This is a genomic window from Novosphingobium aureum, assembly GCF_015865035.1.
GTDB lineage: Bacteria > Pseudomonadota > Alphaproteobacteria > Sphingomonadales > Sphingomonadaceae > Novosphingobium > Novosphingobium aureum.
In genome coordinates, this window is the sequence record NZ_JADZGI010000001.1 from 797,599 (window position 1) to 815,849 (window position 18,251).

18 protein-coding genes are annotated in these 18,251 nt (G+C 66.9%); 9 read left to right on the forward strand and 9 right to left on the reverse strand.

The genetic code is table 11. The features are described 5' to 3' along the window. Nucleotides 1-110 precede the first annotated feature (110 nt). Nucleotides 111-2,408 carry an FdhF/YdeP family oxidoreductase gene (locus I5E68_RS03780; protein ID WP_197160908.1) on the forward strand — a complete coding sequence of 766 codons (2,298 nt, stop codon included), beginning with the start codon at nt 111-113 and terminating at the stop codon, nt 2,406-2,408. Then, entirely contained in the window at nt 2,401-3,174 is a 774-nt protein-coding gene (locus I5E68_RS03785) for a formate dehydrogenase accessory sulfurtransferase FdhD (protein ID WP_197160910.1), read from the forward strand. Before I5E68_RS03780 ends, I5E68_RS03785 begins: the two co-directional genes overlap by 8 nt. A gap of 30 nt (nt 3,175-3,204) precedes the next feature. Here I5E68_RS03785 and I5E68_RS03790 read toward each other — a convergent pair whose 3' ends face one another. Further along, nucleotides 3,205-4,170 (reverse strand): quinone oxidoreductase family protein, encoded by a 966-nt coding sequence (locus tag I5E68_RS03790; protein ID WP_197160912.1) that lies wholly within the window; start codon nt 4,168-4,170, stop codon nt 3,205-3,207. Nucleotides 4,171-4,174: 4 nt separating this feature from the next. Beyond that, on the reverse strand, nt 4,175-4,588 hold the full coding sequence (locus I5E68_RS03795; protein WP_323982078.1) for a nuclear transport factor 2 family protein: 414 nt from the start codon (nt 4,586-4,588) through the stop codon (nt 4,175-4,177). Between the two features lie 296 nt (nt 4,589-4,884). Here I5E68_RS03795 and I5E68_RS03800 point away from each other — a divergent pair, with 296 nt between their 5' ends. The 3 genes from I5E68_RS03800 (at nt 4,885) to I5E68_RS03810 (ending at nt 6,812) form a co-directional block, all read left to right on the forward strand. Then, nucleotides 4,885-5,244: a Rieske (2Fe-2S) protein gene (locus tag I5E68_RS03800; RefSeq protein ID WP_197160914.1), complete on the forward strand. Its 360-nt coding sequence runs from the start codon at nt 4,885-4,887 to the stop codon at nt 5,242-5,244. A gap of 117 nt (nt 5,245-5,361) precedes the next feature. After that, entirely contained in the window at nt 5,362-5,790 is a 429-nt protein-coding gene (locus tag I5E68_RS03805) for a nuclear transport factor 2 family protein (protein WP_197160916.1), read from the forward strand. A 17-nt stretch (nt 5,791-5,807) separates the two neighbouring features. After that, nucleotides 5,808-6,812: an NADP-dependent oxidoreductase gene (locus I5E68_RS03810; RefSeq protein WP_370463725.1), complete on the forward strand. Its 1,005-nt coding sequence runs from the start codon at nt 5,808-5,810 to the stop codon at nt 6,810-6,812. Between the two features lie 48 nt (nt 6,813-6,860). On the opposite strand, the gene I5E68_RS03815 is transcribed toward I5E68_RS03810, so the two are convergent. From I5E68_RS03815 to I5E68_RS03830, 4 genes are read right to left on the reverse strand one after another with little or no spacing between them, the layout of a single operon-like run. Next, nucleotides 6,861-8,300, reverse strand: coding sequence for an efflux transporter outer membrane subunit (locus I5E68_RS03815; protein ID WP_197160920.1), 1,440 nt, complete (start codon nt 8,298-8,300; stop codon nt 6,861-6,863). Continuing rightward, a complete protein-coding gene (locus I5E68_RS03820; protein ID WP_197160922.1) occupies nt 8,300-9,271 on the reverse strand; it encodes an HlyD family secretion protein in 972 nt (323 codons plus the stop codon). Before I5E68_RS03820 ends, I5E68_RS03815 begins: the two co-directional genes overlap by 1 nt. A gap of 3 nt (nt 9,272-9,274) precedes the next feature. Continuing rightward, a complete protein-coding gene (locus I5E68_RS03825) occupies nt 9,275-9,490 on the reverse strand; it encodes a DUF1656 domain-containing protein (RefSeq protein WP_197160924.1) in 216 nt (71 codons plus the stop codon). Then, nucleotides 9,487-11,436 (reverse strand): FUSC family protein, encoded by a 1,950-nt coding sequence (locus I5E68_RS03830; RefSeq protein WP_197160926.1) that lies wholly within the window; start codon nt 11,434-11,436, stop codon nt 9,487-9,489. Before I5E68_RS03830 ends, I5E68_RS03825 begins: the two co-directional genes overlap by 4 nt. Nucleotides 11,437-11,644: 208 nt before the next feature. On the opposite strand from I5E68_RS03830, the gene I5E68_RS03835 reads away from it, so the two are divergent. The 4 genes from I5E68_RS03835 (at nt 11,645) to I5E68_RS03850 (ending at nt 15,461) form a co-directional block, all read left to right on the forward strand. After that, nucleotides 11,645-12,547, forward strand: a complete 903-nt coding sequence (locus I5E68_RS03835; RefSeq protein WP_197160927.1) for a LysR family transcriptional regulator — start codon at nt 11,645-11,647, stop codon at nt 12,545-12,547. A gap of 111 nt (nt 12,548-12,658) precedes the next feature. Beyond that, complete coding sequence (locus tag I5E68_RS03840) at nt 12,659-14,170, forward strand: Tad domain-containing protein (protein ID WP_197160928.1); 1,512 nt, start codon at nt 12,659-12,661, stop codon at nt 14,168-14,170. Beyond that, nucleotides 14,167-14,805 carry a TadE/TadG family type IV pilus assembly protein gene (locus tag I5E68_RS03845; RefSeq protein WP_197160929.1) on the forward strand — a complete coding sequence of 213 codons (639 nt, stop codon included), beginning with the start codon at nt 14,167-14,169 and terminating at the stop codon, nt 14,803-14,805. The genes I5E68_RS03840 and I5E68_RS03845 overlap by 4 nt, the downstream gene beginning before the upstream one ends. Next, nucleotides 14,802-15,461 (forward strand): TadE/TadG family type IV pilus assembly protein, encoded by a 660-nt coding sequence (locus tag I5E68_RS03850; RefSeq protein WP_323982079.1) that lies wholly within the window; start codon nt 14,802-14,804, stop codon nt 15,459-15,461. The genes I5E68_RS03845 and I5E68_RS03850 overlap by 4 nt, the downstream gene beginning before the upstream one ends. A gap of 15 nt (nt 15,462-15,476) precedes the next feature. Here I5E68_RS03850 and I5E68_RS03855 read toward each other — a convergent pair whose 3' ends face one another. From I5E68_RS03855 to I5E68_RS03865, 3 genes are all read right to left on the reverse strand, one after another. Continuing rightward, nucleotides 15,477-16,235 (reverse strand): outer membrane protein, encoded by a 759-nt coding sequence (locus tag I5E68_RS03855; protein WP_197160930.1) that lies wholly within the window; start codon nt 16,233-16,235, stop codon nt 15,477-15,479. Between the two features lie 185 nt (nt 16,236-16,420). Beyond that, nucleotides 16,421-17,395, reverse strand: coding sequence for a FecR family protein (locus I5E68_RS03860; protein ID WP_197160931.1), 975 nt, complete (start codon nt 17,393-17,395; stop codon nt 16,421-16,423). Then, nucleotides 17,370-17,963: an RNA polymerase sigma factor gene (locus I5E68_RS03865; RefSeq protein WP_197160932.1), complete on the reverse strand. Its 594-nt coding sequence runs from the start codon at nt 17,961-17,963 to the stop codon at nt 17,370-17,372. The genes I5E68_RS03860 and I5E68_RS03865 overlap by 26 nt, the downstream gene beginning before the upstream one ends. Between the last annotated feature and the right edge of the window lie 288 nt (nt 17,964-18,251).

Below are 18,251 nucleotides of genomic sequence, written 5' to 3' on the forward strand. Positions count from 1 at the left end.
TCAGGGCGAACCATGCATGCGCAGCACGCATTTGCCCCAGGTCCGATACGAGGGCAGGGGGGCGAAGCGGCGTCAGGGCGCGCGCAGACAGATTTTATCGAGGATGGACCATGACCGGCGAAATCACCAGCAAGGCTGCGGCAACGGGCACGCGCGAAGTGCCTGGCGTCGAGGATTACGACGGACCTGCAGGCGGTTGGGGTGCGCTGGGTGCGGTCGCGGGGGCGATCCGCGAGCAGATGGGCACATCGACCGATACCCGTGCGCTCCTGAAGATGAACAAGCCAGAAGGCTTCGACTGTCCGGGCTGCGCCTGGCCTGATCCCAAGCACACCTCCTCGTTCGAATTCTGCGAGAACGGCGCCAAGGCGGTGACCTGGGAGGCGACGGTCAAGCGCCTCGACGATGCCTTCTTCGAGACCCATACGGCCAGTGAACTGTGGAGCTGGAGCGACCACGCGCTCGAGGATGCCGGGCGCCTGACCCGTCCCTTGCGCTACGATGCACCGAGCGACCGCTTCGTGCCGCTAAGCTGGGACGAGGCCTTCGCGCGCATCGGTACTTCGTTGCGGGCGCTCGACGACCCCGACCAGGCCGAGTTCTACTGCTCGGGCCGCGCCTCGAACGAGGCGGCGTTCCTCTACCAGCTGATGGCGCGGGCCTATGGCACCAACAATTTCCCCGACTGCTCGAACATGTGCCACGAGGCCACCAGCGTGGGCCTGCCCAAGTCGATCGGCGTGGGCAAGGGCACGGTCACGCTCGAGGACTTCGACGAGGCCGACGCGATCTTCTGCATCGGCCACAATCCCGGCACCAATCACCCGCGCATGCTCTCGACGCTGAGCGCGGCGGCGAAGCGGGGTGTGCCGATCGTCGTCGCCAACCCGATGAAGGAGCGCGGGCTGGAGCGCTTCAAGTCGCCCCAGCACCCGACCGAGATGCTCAGCCCGCGTTCGACGCAGCTCGCCTCGGCCTATCATCAGGTGCGCGTGGGCGGCGATGGGGCGATGCTCAAGGGCGTGATGAAGGCGCTCTTCGAGGCGGACGCGGCCGACCTTGCTGCGGGGGGCGACGGGCTGCTCGACCGCGCCTTCATCGCCGAGCATACCCAAGGCTTCGAGGATCTTGCCGCCGACATCGCCGCGACCGGCTGGGACGAGATCGTTGCGGGCTCTGGCCTCACGCAAGATGCAATCACCGAGATGGCGCGCACCTACTGGTCGGCCAAGCGGGTGATCATCTGCTACGGCATGGGCATCACCCAGCACGGCAACGGCACGCACAACGTGCAGCAGCTTGCGAACCTGCTCCTGCTGCGTGGCAACATGGGCAAGCCGGGCGCGGGCATCTGTCCCTTGCGCGGCCATTCCAACGTGCAGGGCGACAGGACGGTCGGCATCACCGAGATACCCGGCGAGGCGATGCTGGCGCGGCTCGATGCGCGCTTCGGTATCGTCTCGCCGCGCGCGCAAGGACACGCCGCGGTGGAATCGCTGCTGGCGATGCGCGAGGGACGCTCGCGTGCCTGCATCTCGCTGGGCGGCAATCTCGCCGTCGCGATGCCCGATCCCGAGGCCTGCTACGAAGCCTTTCGCGGGCTCGATCTCTCGGTCAACATCCTCACCAAGTTCAACCGCACCTGCCTGCTGCTGGCGAAGGAGACGATCGTGCTGCCGTGCCTGGGACGCACCGAGCTCGACGAGCAGGCGGGCGGTCCGCAGGCGGTGACGGTCGAGGATTCGATGTCGATGGTCCACGCCTCGCGCGGGTTCCTCAAGCCTGCAGCGCCCGAACTGAAATCCGAGCCCGCGATCGTGGCGGGCATGGCCAAGGCGACGCTGGGCGAGGGGCCGATCGACTGGGACTGGCTCGTCGCCGACTACGACCGTATCCGCGAGGCGATCGAGGCGGTGTTCCCCGACTTTGCGGATTTCAACAAGCGCGTGCGGCAAAAGGGCGGCTTCCGGCTGACCGTGGGCGCCTCCGGGCGGGTCTGGAACACGCCTTCGGGCAAGGCCTGTTTCCACGTGCACCCGCTGCGCCCGAGCGGGTCGGATGCGCTGATCCTCACCACGGTGCGCAGCCACGACCAGTACAACACCACGATCTACGGCATGGACGACCGCTATCGCGGCATTACCGGGCGGCGCGACGTGATCTTCGCCAATGGTGAGGACCTCGCCGAACGCGGACTGGCGCATGGCGACAAGGTGGATCTCGTGGCCGGCCCGGGGCGGCGTCTTGCAGGCTTCACGCTCGTCGCCCATGCCATCGCGCGTGGCTCGCTCGCGGCCTACTACCCCGAAGCCAACTGTCTCGTCGCGCTCGAGGATCGCGACCGTGCGAGCGGGACGCCGAACTACAAGTCGATACCCGTCACGCTGGAACGCAGCGAAGGTGGCTGAAACCACCAGCGCCTTCGAGCAGGTCGCGAGTGACGGCAGTCGCTGCGACATCGAGCGCGCGGTGGCGCGCGAGGTGCCCATCGCGGTCGAGCCGGGCGGGGTCGGCTATGCCGTGCTCATGGCGAGCGACGAGGACCTCGAAGACCTTGCCTACGGTTTCGCCTGGGCCGAACGTCTGGTGGGCCGCCCCGATCAGATCGAGCACCTCGCGCTGCACCGTACGGAGCAGGGCGTCGTCATGCGGATCGGCCTTGCCTTCGAGGTGCTCGAGCGCGTGCATGAGCGCGTACGCCACCGCACCTCGGAAAGCTCGTGCGGGCTGTGCGGGATCGAGAACCTCGAACAGGCGCTGCGCCCGCTGCCCCGGCTGCCCGATCCGCCTGCTGCCGACGAGCGCGCCATCTTCGCGGCGCTGGCCGCCTTGCGTGATCACCAGCCGCTCAACCGCGCGACCGGCGGTGTCCATGCAGCCGCGCTGTGCGCTGCCGACGGCACGATCCGGCTGGTGCGCGAGGACGTGGGTCGCCACAACGCCTTCGACAAGCTGATCGGCGCGATGCTGCGCGGCGGGCTCGATTGGGACGGCGGCTTCGCACTGCTCAGTTCGCGCTGCTCGTTCGAGCTGGTCGAGAAGGCGGTTCTGGCCGGATGCCCGCGACTGGTGACGATCTCGGTGCCGACCGAGCTGTCCCTGCGCCGTGCGCGCGAGGCCAATCTCGATCTCTATGTCCTCGCGCGCGGCGACAGCGTGTTGCACGCGCTCTGACGGGCGAGGTCCTGCAGCAGCGTCTGTCCCTCAGCTGACGTGCATCAACACGCGCCCGAAGGGATGGCCCTCGGCGACGTGACGATGCGCGGCGACGGCATCGCTCAGGGCGAATTCGGCATCGATCGGCATGACCAGCGCGCCGCTGGCAAGATCGGCGGTGACCTGCGCGAGCAGGGCATGCATGCGCGGGGTGTGCATGTCGCGTCCCGAGGAGATGCCGGTCACCTGCAGCGCCTTGCGGATCAGCTCGAAGAACCCGAAGCTGGGAAGCGCACCGGTGGCGGCCCCGATCACGGCATAGCGCCCGTGCGCGCGCACCGCCTTCATCAGTGCGTCCTTGCCCTGTCCGCCGGCAAGGTCGAGGACGAGGTCGACGCCCTTGCCGCCTGTAATCTCCTTGCAGCGTGCGGCAATGTCCTCGTCACGGTAGTTGATGCCATGCGTCAGCCGGAGCGGCACCAGCCGCTCCAGCCGCTCCGCGCTCGAGGCAGTGCCGATCACCGTTGCGCCCGCGCGCGCGGCAAGCTGGACCGCGGCAAGGCCGACGCCGCCGGCAGCGCCCTGGACCAGAACCGTCTCTCCCGCCTCGAGCCCGCCATATTCGAACAGGGCATCGTGCGCGGTGGCGAAGGGGACCGGGATCGTCGCGGCGAGGCGCATGTCCATGGCTTCGGGCACGGCGAAGGCATGGTGCTCGGGCACCGCGAAGAGGCTGGCGTGGCTCCCGCTCCAGTTGAAGCCGACGACCCGGTCGCCGGGCGCGAAGCGCGTGACCTTGGCGCCTACCGCCGCGACGGTGCCAGCGGCCTGGTAGCCGGGGACGAAGGGGGTGACAGGCGGCGGGGTGACCGTGCGGTTGAGCAGGTCGCCACCCTCGATCGAGACCCATTCGACCGCGATGAGGACCGTGTCCGGGGCGAGCTGCGGGTCGGGAAGCTCGCCGTATTCCATGACTTCGGGGCCGCCGTTGCGGCTGTAGTGGACGGCCTTCACCGGTTCAGCCGGCCTTTGCCAGCTTGGCCTCGTGTGCAGCGACGAAAGGCGCCGGGTCGTAGTAGTAGGGCTTGATCTCGCAGCACTTGCCGTCGCGGAAGCGGAACAGCTCGCATAGCTCGGCCGGGGCGAGGTCGGGGTCGGCGAAGTGCATGTTGATGACGACGATGGCGAGGTTTTCTCCCAGCGCCATGCCGGTCGGCTCGATCTCGCCAAGGTCGACCTGCTGGAAGGCCTTCGAGTAGAGCGTGCGCAGGCCTTCCCAGCCATGATAGCTGCCCTTCATCGGCAGCGTGTCCGCCTCGTAGGCGACGAAGTCGTCGGTCAGCATGGTCGCCACCGTGTCCCAGTCGCCCTGCGCGCAGGTCGCGTAGAGCCGGTTGACGAATTCTGCGGTTTCCTCGGGGGTCATGGTCATGCTCTTGCCTCTCTCCAGCGTGTTTTGCCCTGTGATGACAAGCTGCGGCCATGAGCGAACCTATCCATTCGAATAGCCGCGGAGCCTGCGCAGGCGCGATTAAAGGGTGGCAAAGGGCTCTGCGAGGTGGACTGTCGGGAAAGAGCCGATAGGATCACTTGCGCAAGCCCGTCCGCGGGGGTGGTACCGCAAAGCAGAATGATTTTGGCAGAGGTTGAACGAATGAAGTCAGGCGCGCGAGTGGACGCGAACAGCAAATATCGGGTGACCGGGACGGTCCGGGCGGGAGCACTGGCATGAGCGTCGATGCAACCGCATGGCATCCCTTCTGTGCCGATGCCGACCTGCCCGATGACGGCAAGCTGGCCAAGCTGGTCGACGGCTGGAGCGTTCTCGTGGTCCGCACGCCAGAAGGCCTGAACGCGGTGCTCGATCGCTGCACGCACCAGGCCGCGCTGCTATCCACCGGGCGCGTAAGGCGCGGGGCTATCATGTGCCCGCTGCACGGCGCGCGCTTTGAGGTCGCGACAGGGCGCTGTATCGGCGGGGCCTACGCCGACCTGCGCCGCTTCGAGACGCGCGTGGTCGATGGCACGATCGAGGTCGCGGTGCCGACCTCGGCGCCCGGGCCGAACGAGCGGCCGGTCGAGGCCTGAGCCGCTGCCGGGGCAGGGATGCCCCGGCCTCTCACCTGTCACAGGTTCGCATTGCCGGGGGCCGGGCTAGCCTCGCGCCGACCCGACAACGGGCGAACCAATAAGGGAGAGACTGACATGGCATTCACCGGCCCCTTCGAGGATCGCGTCGCGATCCGCGAGCTGCTCGAAGCCTATTCCGACGCGGTGACCCGCTGCGATGCGGGCGACTGGGCGGACACCTGGGCCGATGAGGCGCAGTGGTCGCTTCCCGACTATCCCGAGATCGGCACCACCAAGGGGAAGAAGGCCATCGTCGCGATGTGGGTCGAGGCGATGAAGAGCTATCCCGGCATCATGTTCATGGCCTTTCCCGGCGCGATCGAGATCGACGGGGACACGGCCAAGGTACGCAGCTACACCACCGAGACTTACGATCAGGGCGACGAAACCGTGCGCGACCGCGGCTTCTACGAGGACACTTGCGTGAAGATCGACGGGCGCTGGCTGTTCTCCTCGCGCTCGTTCCGCAACATCCATCGCCAGCGGGCCCCCAAGGGCTGCTGAGCGCGAGGGGCATGGCGATGCGTAACCGTTTCTGGCGTCTCGATGCCCATCCGCAAGGTAACGATCGCTTCGACGAGGCGCTCAGCCTGTGCGAGGAGGAAACCGCGCCGCTGGCCGAGGGCGAGGTGCGCATCGCGGTAGAATGGCTCTCGATGGACGCGGGCACGCGCATGTGGATGAGCCCGCGCACCGACGGTTACCAGCCGCCCCTGCCGCTCGGTTCGAAGATGGTCGGCCTCGTGCTCGGCCGGGTGAGCGAGAGCCGCGATCCGGCCTTTCCGCAAGGCACCATGGTGCGTGGCTTCGGGCAATGGGCCGAGCAGGCTCTCGTGACCCCCGCGCTGGCCGGGCTGGAGGCCGTCGATGAGACCGTCGCCGATCCGCGCGAGCATTTCGGGGCGCTGGGCATGAACGCCTGGACGGCCTGGGTCGGGGTCTCCGAGGTCGCCGCCGTGACGCCGGGCGAATGGCTCGTGGTCTCCGCCGCTGCCGGTGCCACGGGTAGCCTCGCCTGTCAGATCGGGCGCAACCTGGGCGCGCGCGTGGTCGGCATCGCGGGCGGCGAGGCCAAGTGCCGCTACCTGCTCGACGAGCTGGGCCTCGACATCGCGATCGACTATCGCGGCGAAGACGTCGCCGCGCGGCTCGCGACGATAGAAGGCGGGGTCAATGCCTTCTTCGACAACGTCGGCGGGCCGGTGCTCGACGCGGTCCTGCCCAATATGGCGCACTACGGGCGCGTCGCAATCTGCGGCATGATCGCAGGCTACGACCGTGACAGCGCGATGCCGGGGCCGGCCAGTTTCGACCAGGTGCTGATGCGGCGGCTGCGCATCGAGGGCTTCTTCATACCCGATTTCCTCGAACGCGGTGCGCAGTTCATGCCGCGCCTGCGCGACTGGCTCGATGAAGGCAAGCTGACGATGCGCTTCGCCGAGACGCAGGGGCTCGAGAACGTCCTGCGCGCCTACGAAGGGATGTTGCGCGGTGCGAACATCGGCAAGGCGGTGGTGCGCCTGTGATCCGGCCATGACCGCGCGAGGCGACTGACAGAACGCAACAAGGGCAGCTCATTCATGCTGCGCCCAGCCGCCACCGAGCGCGAGGAACAGGTCGATCTGGCTCTGCGCCTCGGCATCGTGGGCTGCGCGGGCGGCATCGCGGGCCTCGATCAGCGAAGCGCGGCTGGTGAGGTCGTCGCGAAGGGCGAGCTTGCCCGCGGCGAACATCGTGCGGCTCTGCGCATCGAGTTCGCGCGCCTTGTCGAGCGCCTCGTCGAGATCGAGCGCGTGATTGTGGTTCTCGCGGTACCAGGCGAGCGCGGTCTCGGTCTCCTCGAGCGCACCCAGCACCGCGGCGTCGAAGCGTGCGAAGGCCGCATCGGCATCGGCGCGCGCCAGCGTGACCTTGGCGCGCTGGGCGCGTGTCGGGAATATCCATGAGAGCATAGAGCCGATCGACCAGTGTCCGGCCATGGCCGAGCCGACATCGGCAAGCAGGCCCGAGGTGCCACCGCCAAGCCCGATCGCGACGTGCGGGTAGAGGTCGGCCTCGGCCACGCCGATCCCGGCAGTTGCCGAGGCGAGGGTGCGCTCGGCCGCGCGCACGTCGGGGCGGCGTGCGAGCAGGGTACCCGCATCGCCGACCGGGAGCGGGCGCGAGAGTTCGGGCAGCGCCCGGCAGGTCTCGGCCTCGCGCGGATATTCCGCGGGCGTTTTGCCGAGGAGGAAGGCGAGCTCGTAAAGCCCGGCCCGCGCGGCTGCGCGGTGGCGCGGCACGCGTGCCCGGGCATCGGAAAGGGCCTTCTGCGCGCCGGTGACTTGCGGCAAGCCGATCTTGCCCGCGGCGTAGAGGTGCTCGCTCGCCGTCACCATGTGCTCGGCAGTGGCGACGGCTTCCTCGGCCAGTTCGACCGCCTCGTTCTCTCCGCACACGCCGACATAGGCGCGCGCGACTTGCGCCGCGACGGTGACCTGTACCGCCTCGAATGTGGCTTCGCTTGCCTCGTGTCCGGTCTCGGCGGCCTCGACCCGGCGCCGGATCTGGCCGAACAGGTCGAGCTGGTAAGCGACGCTGCCACCGCCCACACCCAGCGTCGAGACGGGCACCGTCTCGAAGTGGAGGAAGGATTCGCCCGAGAGCCTTGCCCGCTCGACCGCGGCATCGAGCGAGACTTGCGGATCGCCGATGCCCTTTGTCGCGCGCAGCATCGCCGCAGAGCGTGCGAGGTTGGCACCCGCAGCGCGCAAGTCGGTGTTTGCCGCCAGCGCCTCCTCCTCGAGACGGTCCAGCACCGGGTCCTCGTAAAGCGACCACCAGCGCGGCGGCAGCGGCTGCGTGCTGGTCAGCGTGTCGGCGCTTGGCGCGTCGGGCGTGAGCGGGCCTTGCGCCTGCGGGCGGGCGATCGCGGCGTTCGCGGGGACATGGTAGTCGGGGCCGATGGTGCACCCTGCCAGCAGCGCGGCGCTGCCGAGCGCGAGGGTGATGGAAAAAGCTGTCGGGCGCGCCATCAGCGTTCGCCCGTCATGTCGAGCGAGACCGACACGGTGCGACCCGAGATCAGCGCGAGGTCGCGCGGAGCCTCGTCGATATGGATGCGCACCGGCACGCGCTGGGGCAGGCGCACCCACGAGAACGAGGGATTGATCGCGGGCAGCATGTCGTCGCTGCCGATCCGGTCGTGGTCCCTGATGCCCGCCGCGATCGAGACGACATGGCCGCGGATCGGCGCGTCCTCGCCCATGGCATGGATCAGCGCCTTCTGGCCGAGGTGGACGTGGGGCAGCTTGGTTTCCTCGAAGTAGCCCTCGACGCGCAGGCTCGCCGTATCGACGAGCGCGAGCACCGCATCGCCTGCCTCGACGTAGTTGCCGACGCGCAGGTTGATGTCGGAGAGGTAGCCGTCGACCGGGGCCACCACCCGCGTGCGCGCGAGATCGAGCCGCGCCAGCTCGAGCGCGTTGCGCGCGGCGGCGAGGCGCGCCTTCGCTTCGCCGACTTGCGCCTCGGCCTCGCCGCGCGCCGCCTCGAGTTCGCCTGCGCGGGTCTGCGAGCGCTGGCGCTCCTCGCTCGGCAGCAGTTCGCCAAGGCCGGTGTCGCGCGCTTCCTCGCGGCGGGCCTCGGCAAGGCTGACGCCGGCGCGCCGGGCGGAGAAGCGGGCACTCTCGAGCTGCGCCTGCGCCTGCTGCACCGCGACCTCGGCCTCGTGCAGCGCGATGGTATAGCGCGCGTGGTCGATCTCGAAGAGGATGTCGCCGCGGCGGACCTTCTGGTCGTGGTCGAAGTGGACCGCGGTGACGAGCCCGCCCACGTCGGGCGCGACCTGCACTACGTCGGCGCGGATACGCCCGTCGCGCGTCCAGGGATCGGACTGGTAATAGGTGAAGACCGAGCGCCCGGCCCAGAGCGCGACCAGCACGAGGGCGCAGGTCAGCGCGATCGAGACCAGCTTGCGGCGACGTTCGGCGGTACCAGGGGTCATGGGTCAGTGTCCGGCGAGCAGGGGTGGGAGGAGGTGGACCAGCATGGCCCAGACGACGACGAAGAGTGCGGTGTCGAACAGTACCGCGTGCCAGATCCAGCGGTAGAGGCGCAGCGCGGAGAGCAGGCGATGGATCACGAAGGTGAGGACGAGCGCGATCAGGCCGTCGACCGGGGCGGCGGCGACGTAGATCACGCCGAACAGGTAGTCTGCGGTCATGCCGGGCGCTCGCTATGAAAGTCCGGGCTGCGAAAGTCGGGCGCATCGGGAAACAGGTTGCGGCGCAGCGCGACGAGCGCGGCGAGGCCCTCGGCGGGATCGGCGCCGAGGATCTCGCCCGAGAGACCCTGCCTGTGTTCCGGCTTGCCGAGCATCAGGCGCAGCGCCGTGTCGATGCGGGCAAGCAGGCGGGCAGGGGGCGGCGCGATGGCGTGGCCCGTGTCGCGATAGGCGCGTGCGACGTCGCGCAGCACGCGCGCAAGTGCGAGCGCGAGCTTGCGTTCGACCTGCGTGCGCAAGTGCTGGAGGGTGACGATGTTCACCGCCACGCGTACCTCGCGCAGGCTGGACGTGGCCGTCTCCATGTGCGCCTCGTTCCTGTCGCCAAGCCGCTGGGTGATGAGCGCGAGGCGGTCGGTCACCCGTCCCAGCATCGTCACCGGGCTCGGCGGGGCGGAGGCCGAGGCAAGGGCGACGAGGTCGCGGCGCAGGCGCACGCGCAGCCGGGCGATGATCGTGTCGACGCCCGCGCTGCGCAAGGTGGCCGTCACGCTGGCCGCGACCAGCAGCCCCAGGACCTGCCCTGCGTTGGCATTGATGAAGCGGGCAAGGTTGGCGTGAAAGCTCTCCTGCAGTGCCAGCGCATTGGCGAAGCCGAGCATGGCGGCCGAGCCCATCATGCCAAGGCGCGGGTGGGGGATGATCCAGCCCGCGACGAGCAGCGTGGGGGCAAGCATGACCGCGAGCGGGATGAAGCCGTCGATCGGCGGCAGCAGCACGAAGAGATAGAAGCACGCGACCGGAAGCGCGGCGAGCAGCGCGCCGCCGAAGCGCAGGATCATCGGCACCGGGTTGTCGAGCGCGGCGAAGAGGCAGCAGAACACCCCGGCCATCATCGCCGAGATGCCTCCGTCCGCCCAGCCGGTGCCGATCCAGATCGCGCAGCACACGAGGATCGACAGCGTCGCGGCAAGGCCTGCGAGCAGCGCGAGGCGCCAGTCGGCGTGGAGCGCGATGGCACGCCGGCTCTCGAGCCGGGTGACGGGGCTTGGCAAGCTGCGGTCTTCCAGGTGAGCAAGGATCGCATCGCATTCGCCCAGCAGCCGCGCGGTCTGTGCCTCGCGTACGGCGTGGCTGCGCGCGAGCAGGGCGCGCCATTCGGGGCTCGCGTCCGCCCGCTCGCCCAGATCGGTCAGCGCGCGCTGGCGGTCGGCCAGCCCCGAAAGCGCGGGCAGCAGCAGCAGCATGCGGCGCAGCATGGCCTGGACCGAGGCGCTGGCATCGCGCCAGTGCGAGGTGTCGAAGGGCACGTGGCTGGCCATGATGACGCAGTCCATCGCGTCCTGCGCCAGCTGGCGACGGCCGTCGCGCGGATCGCTGCTGCCATCGTTGGCGAGGATGTCGGCGCGCCATTCGCGCGCGTCGCGGCACCACAGGGCAAGGCGGCGCCCGAGCGTCTCGCCTACCGAGCGCGGCCACAGCAGGCTGTGGGTGAGCGTGGCGCAGGTGATCCCCAGCACGATCTCGGTCACGCGCGCGGCCGCGATGTCGAATACCGCCTCGGGCCGGTCGACTGCGGGAAACCCGACGAGGATCGCGGTATAGCCTGCGAGCATCATCGTATAGGCGCGCGGCGAGCGGTCGAGCAGCGAGACCGCGAGCGTCGCGCCGACCCACAGCGCGAGCGCGAGGCACAGCAGGACCGGCCAGTCGACCAGAACCGGCACCAGCGCAACCGCGACCGTGGCGCCGACGAAGGTGCCAAGCACGCGGTAGATCGCCTTGCTGCGGGTCGCCCCCGAGAGCGGGCTCGAGACGATGTAGGCCGTGGTCATCGCCCAGAACGGCATCGGCAGGCCGACCCACAGCGTGATCCACAAGGCCATCAGCGCGGCCAGCGCGGTCTTGGCGGAGAAGAGGCAGGCCTGCCAGCGGGCCGAGATCATGAGTTGCTTTCCAGCGCGCGAGAACGGGTCGGTGGCGGCAGGCAGGACTGTCGTTGCACGGTGCCCTTCGTGGACCGGCAAACCGGCGCGGGGGCATCCGGAAAGGACCCGGTCGCACGAAGGGCCTGCGCGCAATAGGCGCGATGGTGACCCAAGGCTCATTAGATGATTTGGATGTTTCGATAAGATATCTTATGGATGAGTCGCCATGGCACTCCTGCAACTGCGCAGCTTCGTCGAGGTCTATCGCCAGCGCTCGCTCAGCGGCGCGGCGCGCAGCCTCGGCCTGACCCAACCCGCGATCTCGCAGCACATCGCCGCGCTCGAGGCGGCGATCGGCCATCCGCTCTTCGTGCGTCATGCCAAGGGCGTGACACCCACGATCGTTGCCGAGGAAATGGCCAGCGGCATCGGCGACAGTCTCGACATGGCCGAGGCGGTGCTGGCGCGTGCGCGGGCGCGCTCGGCGGACCTGACCGGGATCGTGCGGATAATGGGGCAGGCCGACTTTCTTGCCGAGATCGTCGTGCCCGGTCTCCTGCCACTCGTGCGCCGCGGCATGCAGATCCGCTTCACCGCCGCCGACCGCGCGCAGATGGCCGCAGCGGTGCTCGCGGGGGAGTGCGACCTGGCGATCTCGGCCTACCCGCTGGACGACCGGCGCGTGCGCAGCGAGGTGGTGCACGAGGAGGGCCTGCACGCAGTGGCAGCTCCCGAAGTCGTGGCACGGATCATGGCAGCGCCCGACCTTGCCCATGCATTGCAGAACGAGCCGGTGCTCGCCTTCAACCTGGAACAACAACTGATCGGCGCTTGGTTCGAGGCTAACGGTCTGGCGCGTGAGCCGCTGACGAGCGCGGTGGTCGGGCAGGACCTGCGCTGCCTGCAGGGGCTGGCGATGCGCGGCTTCGGCTGGTGCGTGCTGCCGAGTTACTTGTGCGACGCGCACCTTGCCGCGGGCGATCTCGTCGAGATCACGGCCCCGCGCGAGACGCCGGTCAACCGTTACCACATGATCTGGACGCCGCGATCGCTGCGCGAACCGCGTGTCGCGCTGGTCCACGCGGAGATACGTACGATGTTCCGCGAGCTACCGGATGGACGCGGCTGATGGCGACAGACAAATGCCTGAATGACTTTACGTAATCTTCATTGAATCACGATTAACCAGCCTTCGCATTTTCTCGTTAGGGCAAGTCGCGGGGCCATGGACGTGGGTTTAATGTCGATCATTCGCCGCCTGCTGGGCGAGCGGGATGGCAACGTCATGCTGCTGACCGCAGCTGCGGTGATTCCGCTGCTTGCGATCATCGGTGGCGGGGTCGACATGAGCGTTGCCTACCTCGTGCGGGGCAAGCTGCAGAACGCGTGTGACGCGGGTGCGCTGGCCGGTCGTCAGATCATGGACGGTGCCGACTGGGACAGGACGTCCAGGGAGGAGGCCGAGCGCTTCTTCCATTTCAACTTCCCCGACGGCCTGCTCGGTACCCGCGACGTCAGCTTCGAGATCGCGCCGGGCGAGGATGACGACAACGAGCTGGTCGGCGTTGCGCGCGCTGTGGTGCCGATGTCGGTGATGCGCGTGTTCGGCTACAACCAGGCCGACATCGAGGTGAACTGCAACGCCAAGCGCGACATGGGACACAACGATGTCATGCTGGTGCTCGACGTGACCGGGTCGATGAACGACCGGCCCAGCGCCGGCGGAGCGACCAAGATCGCGCGGCTGCGCAGCGGGGCCATGGGCCTGTACCGTGCACTGGACGACGACAACGGTTCGGTCACGCGCTTCGGGATCATGCCCTATTCGCATACCGTCAACGTTGGCCGTTCGCTGATGAACAAGGACATCGTCAAGGAACAGCCCTACGTTCATGTAGAGCGCAACTGCTATTATTATAATGGCCGTCAATATTGCTATAACAACTATACGACGAAATGGGTCAACATAAACGAGTCTTCGTGGAATATCGGCAAGGGTGGCGGTAGTACCGGAGGCAATACGCAGAACTTCCGTACCAGCGGCGACGGCTGCATCGAGGAACGCCCCTCGATCGGGCATGATCAGGATCCCTACGAGATCGAGGATACCGTCACGCGCGCCGACGTCGACACCCGCGCGGGCAACGCCGGCAACCAGCCCGAACTGCAGTTCGGACGCTACGATCCGGGCGTGCAGGAAGCAGAGACCCAGTCGGGCTGTCCTTCCGAGGCCTCGACCATGCAGCCCTATGCTTCCGAAAGCGCGTTCCAGACCGCGATCAACAATGCCACGGTGCGGGTGACCGGCGGCACCTACCACGATATCGGTATGCTGTGGGGCCTGCGTTTCATCTCGCGCACGGGTTTCTACGCCGACGACAACCCGACAGAGCGCGACGGCATCCCGGTACGCCAGCACATCGTGTTCATGACCGACGGCAAGCTCGACACCGACGATGCCAGCGGTCGCAACGATCTCTACAGTGCCTTCGGGCTGCAGCGCTTCCAGGGGCGTGTGCAGGGCTCGGGCGCGATCCGCACGCGCCATATCAACCGCTTCAACTCGATCTGCACTCTGGCCAAGTCGATGAGCGTGACGATCTGGGTCATTGCCCTCGACGTCACCGACACCGATGACATCGAACCGTGCGCGACCAGTTCGGCCCAGTTCTACACCAGCGACGGGTCCGATCTCGAGCAGATCTTCGAGGACATCGGGCGTGGCATCGGCAACCTGAGGCTGACACGATGATGGCCTTGTGCCGGGTGGCGCGCAGCACCCGCCGGTTGGGACGCGACACCCGCGGCGTGACCGTCGTCGAGTTCGCGCTGCTCATCGGTCCATTGGCCGTTCTGCTCGCCGGAGCGTTCGACCTGACTTATCGCTCCTACGTGCTTTCGGTGCTGCAGGGGACCTTGTCCGATGCCGCGCGGCGCGCCTCGGTGGAAGACCCCGCCTTCATGGCCGATGGCGACACCACCGAAGAGCGGATCAAGGCCCAGATCCGGGACCGGCTTTCCGCGATCGCGCCAGGCGCGGACCCACAGGTCTCGATCAGCAACTATTACGAGTTCAGCGGCATCGGCAATGCCGAGAAAATCATGACCGACGTCAACGGCAACGGCCGGTTCGACTATGACGACGGTGACTGCTGGCAGGATGCCAACGGCAATGGCCGCTTCGATCTCGACGCCGGGCGCGAGGGGCTGGGCGGGGCCAACGATGTCGCCTTCTACCAGGTGACGATGCAGATCGACCGGCTGCTCCCCAGTCACCTGTTCCTCGGCGGCGAACCGCGCGAGACGCTCAGCGCGCAGACCGCCTTTCGCAACCAGCCTTACAGTTCGCAGGCCGTGCCTGCGGTGCTGTGCGGGGTGGCTTCGTGACGATCCGGGGCGTCGTGGATCTCGAGCGGCGGCTTCGCGCCTTGCGTTGCCTTGCGGCGGACCGGCGCGGCCTGGCCTTCGTCGAGTTCGCACTGGTCCTGCCATTGTTCCTGCTGGTGCTGTGTTCGGGGCTCGAGATCGCCAACTACGCCCGTGCGCAGCTGCGCGTGAGCGAGATGGCGATGGCCGTCGCCGACAATGCCGGACGCGTCATGGGCGGGATCGACGAGGCCAATGTCCACGAGGTCTTTGCAGGCGCCGATGCGATCGGCGAGGGGATCGACTTTGCGCAGAACGGGCGTCTCGTCCTTTCCTCGGTCGAGAGCAACGGGCGCAACGGCCGCGACCGCGGCCAGATGATCCGCTGGCAGCGCTGCTGGGGCGAGGGAGACTTCGCACCGGCCTACGGCGGCGAGGGCAAGGGGCGTGACGACGGCAGCCTTGCCGACGGACTTGGTCCCGAAGGCAAGACCATCGGCGCCGCGAACGGAACCGCGATCATGTTCGTCGAGGCGAGCTACGCCTACCAGCCCCTGATCCTTGGCGCCTTCTTCGACGATACGCCGATCCGCTACGAAAGCGCATTCAACGTGCGCGGCCGCGAGAACCAGCAACTGACCAACGTGCAGCGCCTGACAAAGATGGACTGCGACTGAGCTGCGGCTGTACTGTCAGAAGTAGGTTCGTAGCCCTATTGCGATGGTGTGCGCTTTGAGCGAGCCGATATCGACGGATGCGTCTTCGTATCCCGGATCCTGATAGTATTTCCAGCCGTCCGAACCGCTGAACCGGTAATCGAGCGTGGCCATGATCCCGGGACTGATGGCCCCGGCAATGCCAGCTCCCAGTTCCCATCGGAATGTCGTCTTGCTATCCTTGCCATCGTAGTAGTGAAGCCGGTTGCTGGCAAAACCGATGCCACCGCCCACGTAGGGCTCGACCGGCAGGCTGGTTTCGATATCCAGCCAGGCGGATGCCATCGCCGCGAAGGTCCTGATCGAGGTGTCCTCGAAAGCTGCCTTGAACCCGTTGTCCGTGCTCGTGCAATCGGCGATGTAGGTGCATGCGGTCAGGATTTCATCGTTCGTGAGTGGCGCGCCGTTCCGGGCGGTAAAGGTGCCGGTCTTGATGTCGCTCTTGGTGTAGGAGGCGGTGATTTCGCCGCGGATCATCCCGATGTCGTAGCCGAGGCCGCCAGCAATCTCGATCGAACTGTCGCGGTTCAATTTGCCGTTGATGTAGTCGTCACCGTAAAAGACGGTGTCAGTGTCGTACAGGTCGGTCTCGATGGTCGTTTTGGGGTCTTGAGGCAGATGCAGTCCGAACCTGACGTGGCCATAGAAGCCTTCCTCGGTCGCAGCCATCGCCGGAGCTGAAGGTAGGAAGGCGGCTGCACAAATTGCGCAAAAGACAATATTATATTGCATCATCACAACTCCTCCCGCTTTTTGGGCGTGTTATCTAACGGGATTATTGTGCGGCAATAATTCAAATAATATGCTTACAATAAAGTATTATATTAATTCGATTGCATTGAATGAATTGTTCAATCTTTTTAATTTTGCATTTTCACGGGCAGCTTTGCGGTAACCCGAAAGTATAATGGATCCTGGGCCTAAGGTGCCGACAGGACAATCTCGTCGTCGACGCGCTTGACCTCGAGGGCGAACATGCCAGCGACTGCTTCGGCGAAGCGCGCGGGGTCGTTGGAATCGAACAGGCCGGTGATCTTCAGGTCTCCGACGGCGGCGTCGTCCACGACGATGCGGGTCGTGTTGTAGCGCGCGAACTCTGCCGCCGCGTGGTAGAGGCTGTCCCCGCTGAACGCGATCTTGCCGCTGCGCCACACGGTTTCCTGCTCGAGTTCCTCGCTCGCGACGTCGGCGATCTCGACACCTCTTGCAGGCGTGATCGTGACGAGCTGGTTGCGGCGTGCCCGGAAGTGGGGGCCGCCATGGTTCGCGGCATCGACACCGACTTCGCCGGAGAGGACCGAGAGGCGTACCTCGCGCGGGGAGATGCAGCGAAGGCTGCACAAGGTCTCGCTTGTGGTGAAGGTGTTGCCGCCTGCCGAAATCGCGAAGGGGCGGCCTGTGTCGGGCGCGATCCTGAACAGGGCTTCGCCCCGCTCGAGCAGGATATGGCGCTGATCGCCCGCAAGGCGGGCGGTCATGCGCGAACCGGAGTTGAGGGTAACCACCGAGCCGTCCTCGAGCGTGATGCGGCGAATCTCGCCGATCTCGGTCGCATAGGCTGTCGAGGCGAAGGGCCTGAGCGTCGATATGCCGATACCGACGGCGCCCAGTGCCGCGAAGCCGGCGAACAGCGCACCGCGGCGCGAGAAGACGGCGCTGCGCGGTTGGGGCAGTTCGTCGGCGGGGATGACCGGTTGCGGCGTGTCATCGAGCCGAGCGCCGAACGACGTGACGATGGCCTGTCCACGCACGAGCGCACCGAGCCGGCGCCGGTCTCCCGCGATCCAGCTTTCCAGCTGCGCCTGCTCGGCAGGTGTCAGCTCGCGCAGCTCCATGCGCGCGACCCATTCGGCCGCACGGTCCTCGATTTCAGAGCTTGTGTCCCTTGCGGTCATAATCCTCTTCGTGCGGCCTGCGCACCTGTGATGCCTGGGCGGTGGTTTTTCCGCCACGCCCGAAGCTGTCCATCAAGGATCGCACGGCGCGCGCGAGGTGCTTTTCGACGGTGCTTTCCGCGATTTGCATCTCGCGCGCAACGTCGCGCTGGGACTGGCCCTGAATTCGCCGCAGGACGAATACCTGCCGAGCCTGGGGCGGCAGGTTCTCGATCACCTCGAGGACGCGGTACAGTTCCTCGCGTGCTGCTGCATAGGCATCGGGCAGGGGGGTGTCGGCGGCAATCGCCGCGGCATCGATATCGCAAAGGGCGTCGAAGGCCACGATCTTGGAGCGGCGTACCGACTGCAGAATGATCGAAGTCGCGATCTGGAAAAGATAGTTTCTAGGACTGTGAATGTGCGTAACCGACGCCATTTCCGCAAAGGTGGTGTAGCATTCCTGAACTATATCCTCGACCTCGAGCGTCCCGGTACTGCGCTTCGACAGCCAGCCCCGCAATGCCGCCTCGTGCGGCAGGACGTGGTCGGCGAGCCATTGCGCGCGTTCGAGGCTGCTCGGGATCATTCACGTATTTGGATGTGAAGACCGGCGAAAAATCAAGTCGAAGTTTCGCGAGCGATTAAAATCGCGCAGATGCGTCGCCAGCTTCCCAATGGCGCAGACATATTGAAAATTTTTTACAGGCCGGGTGGGGGATTTTTTCGGGCGGTTCATCTCGTCTATCGGGAGGCGCGGCATCGTAGCGATGGCGCAGGGGGTATTTGAAAGGTCGGGGGTGTCGCCTGTTCTGGTGCGATGCATCCGCCGATTCACGACAAGCTTTCCGCCCTAGCGGCCTTGCGGGGCTGTCCG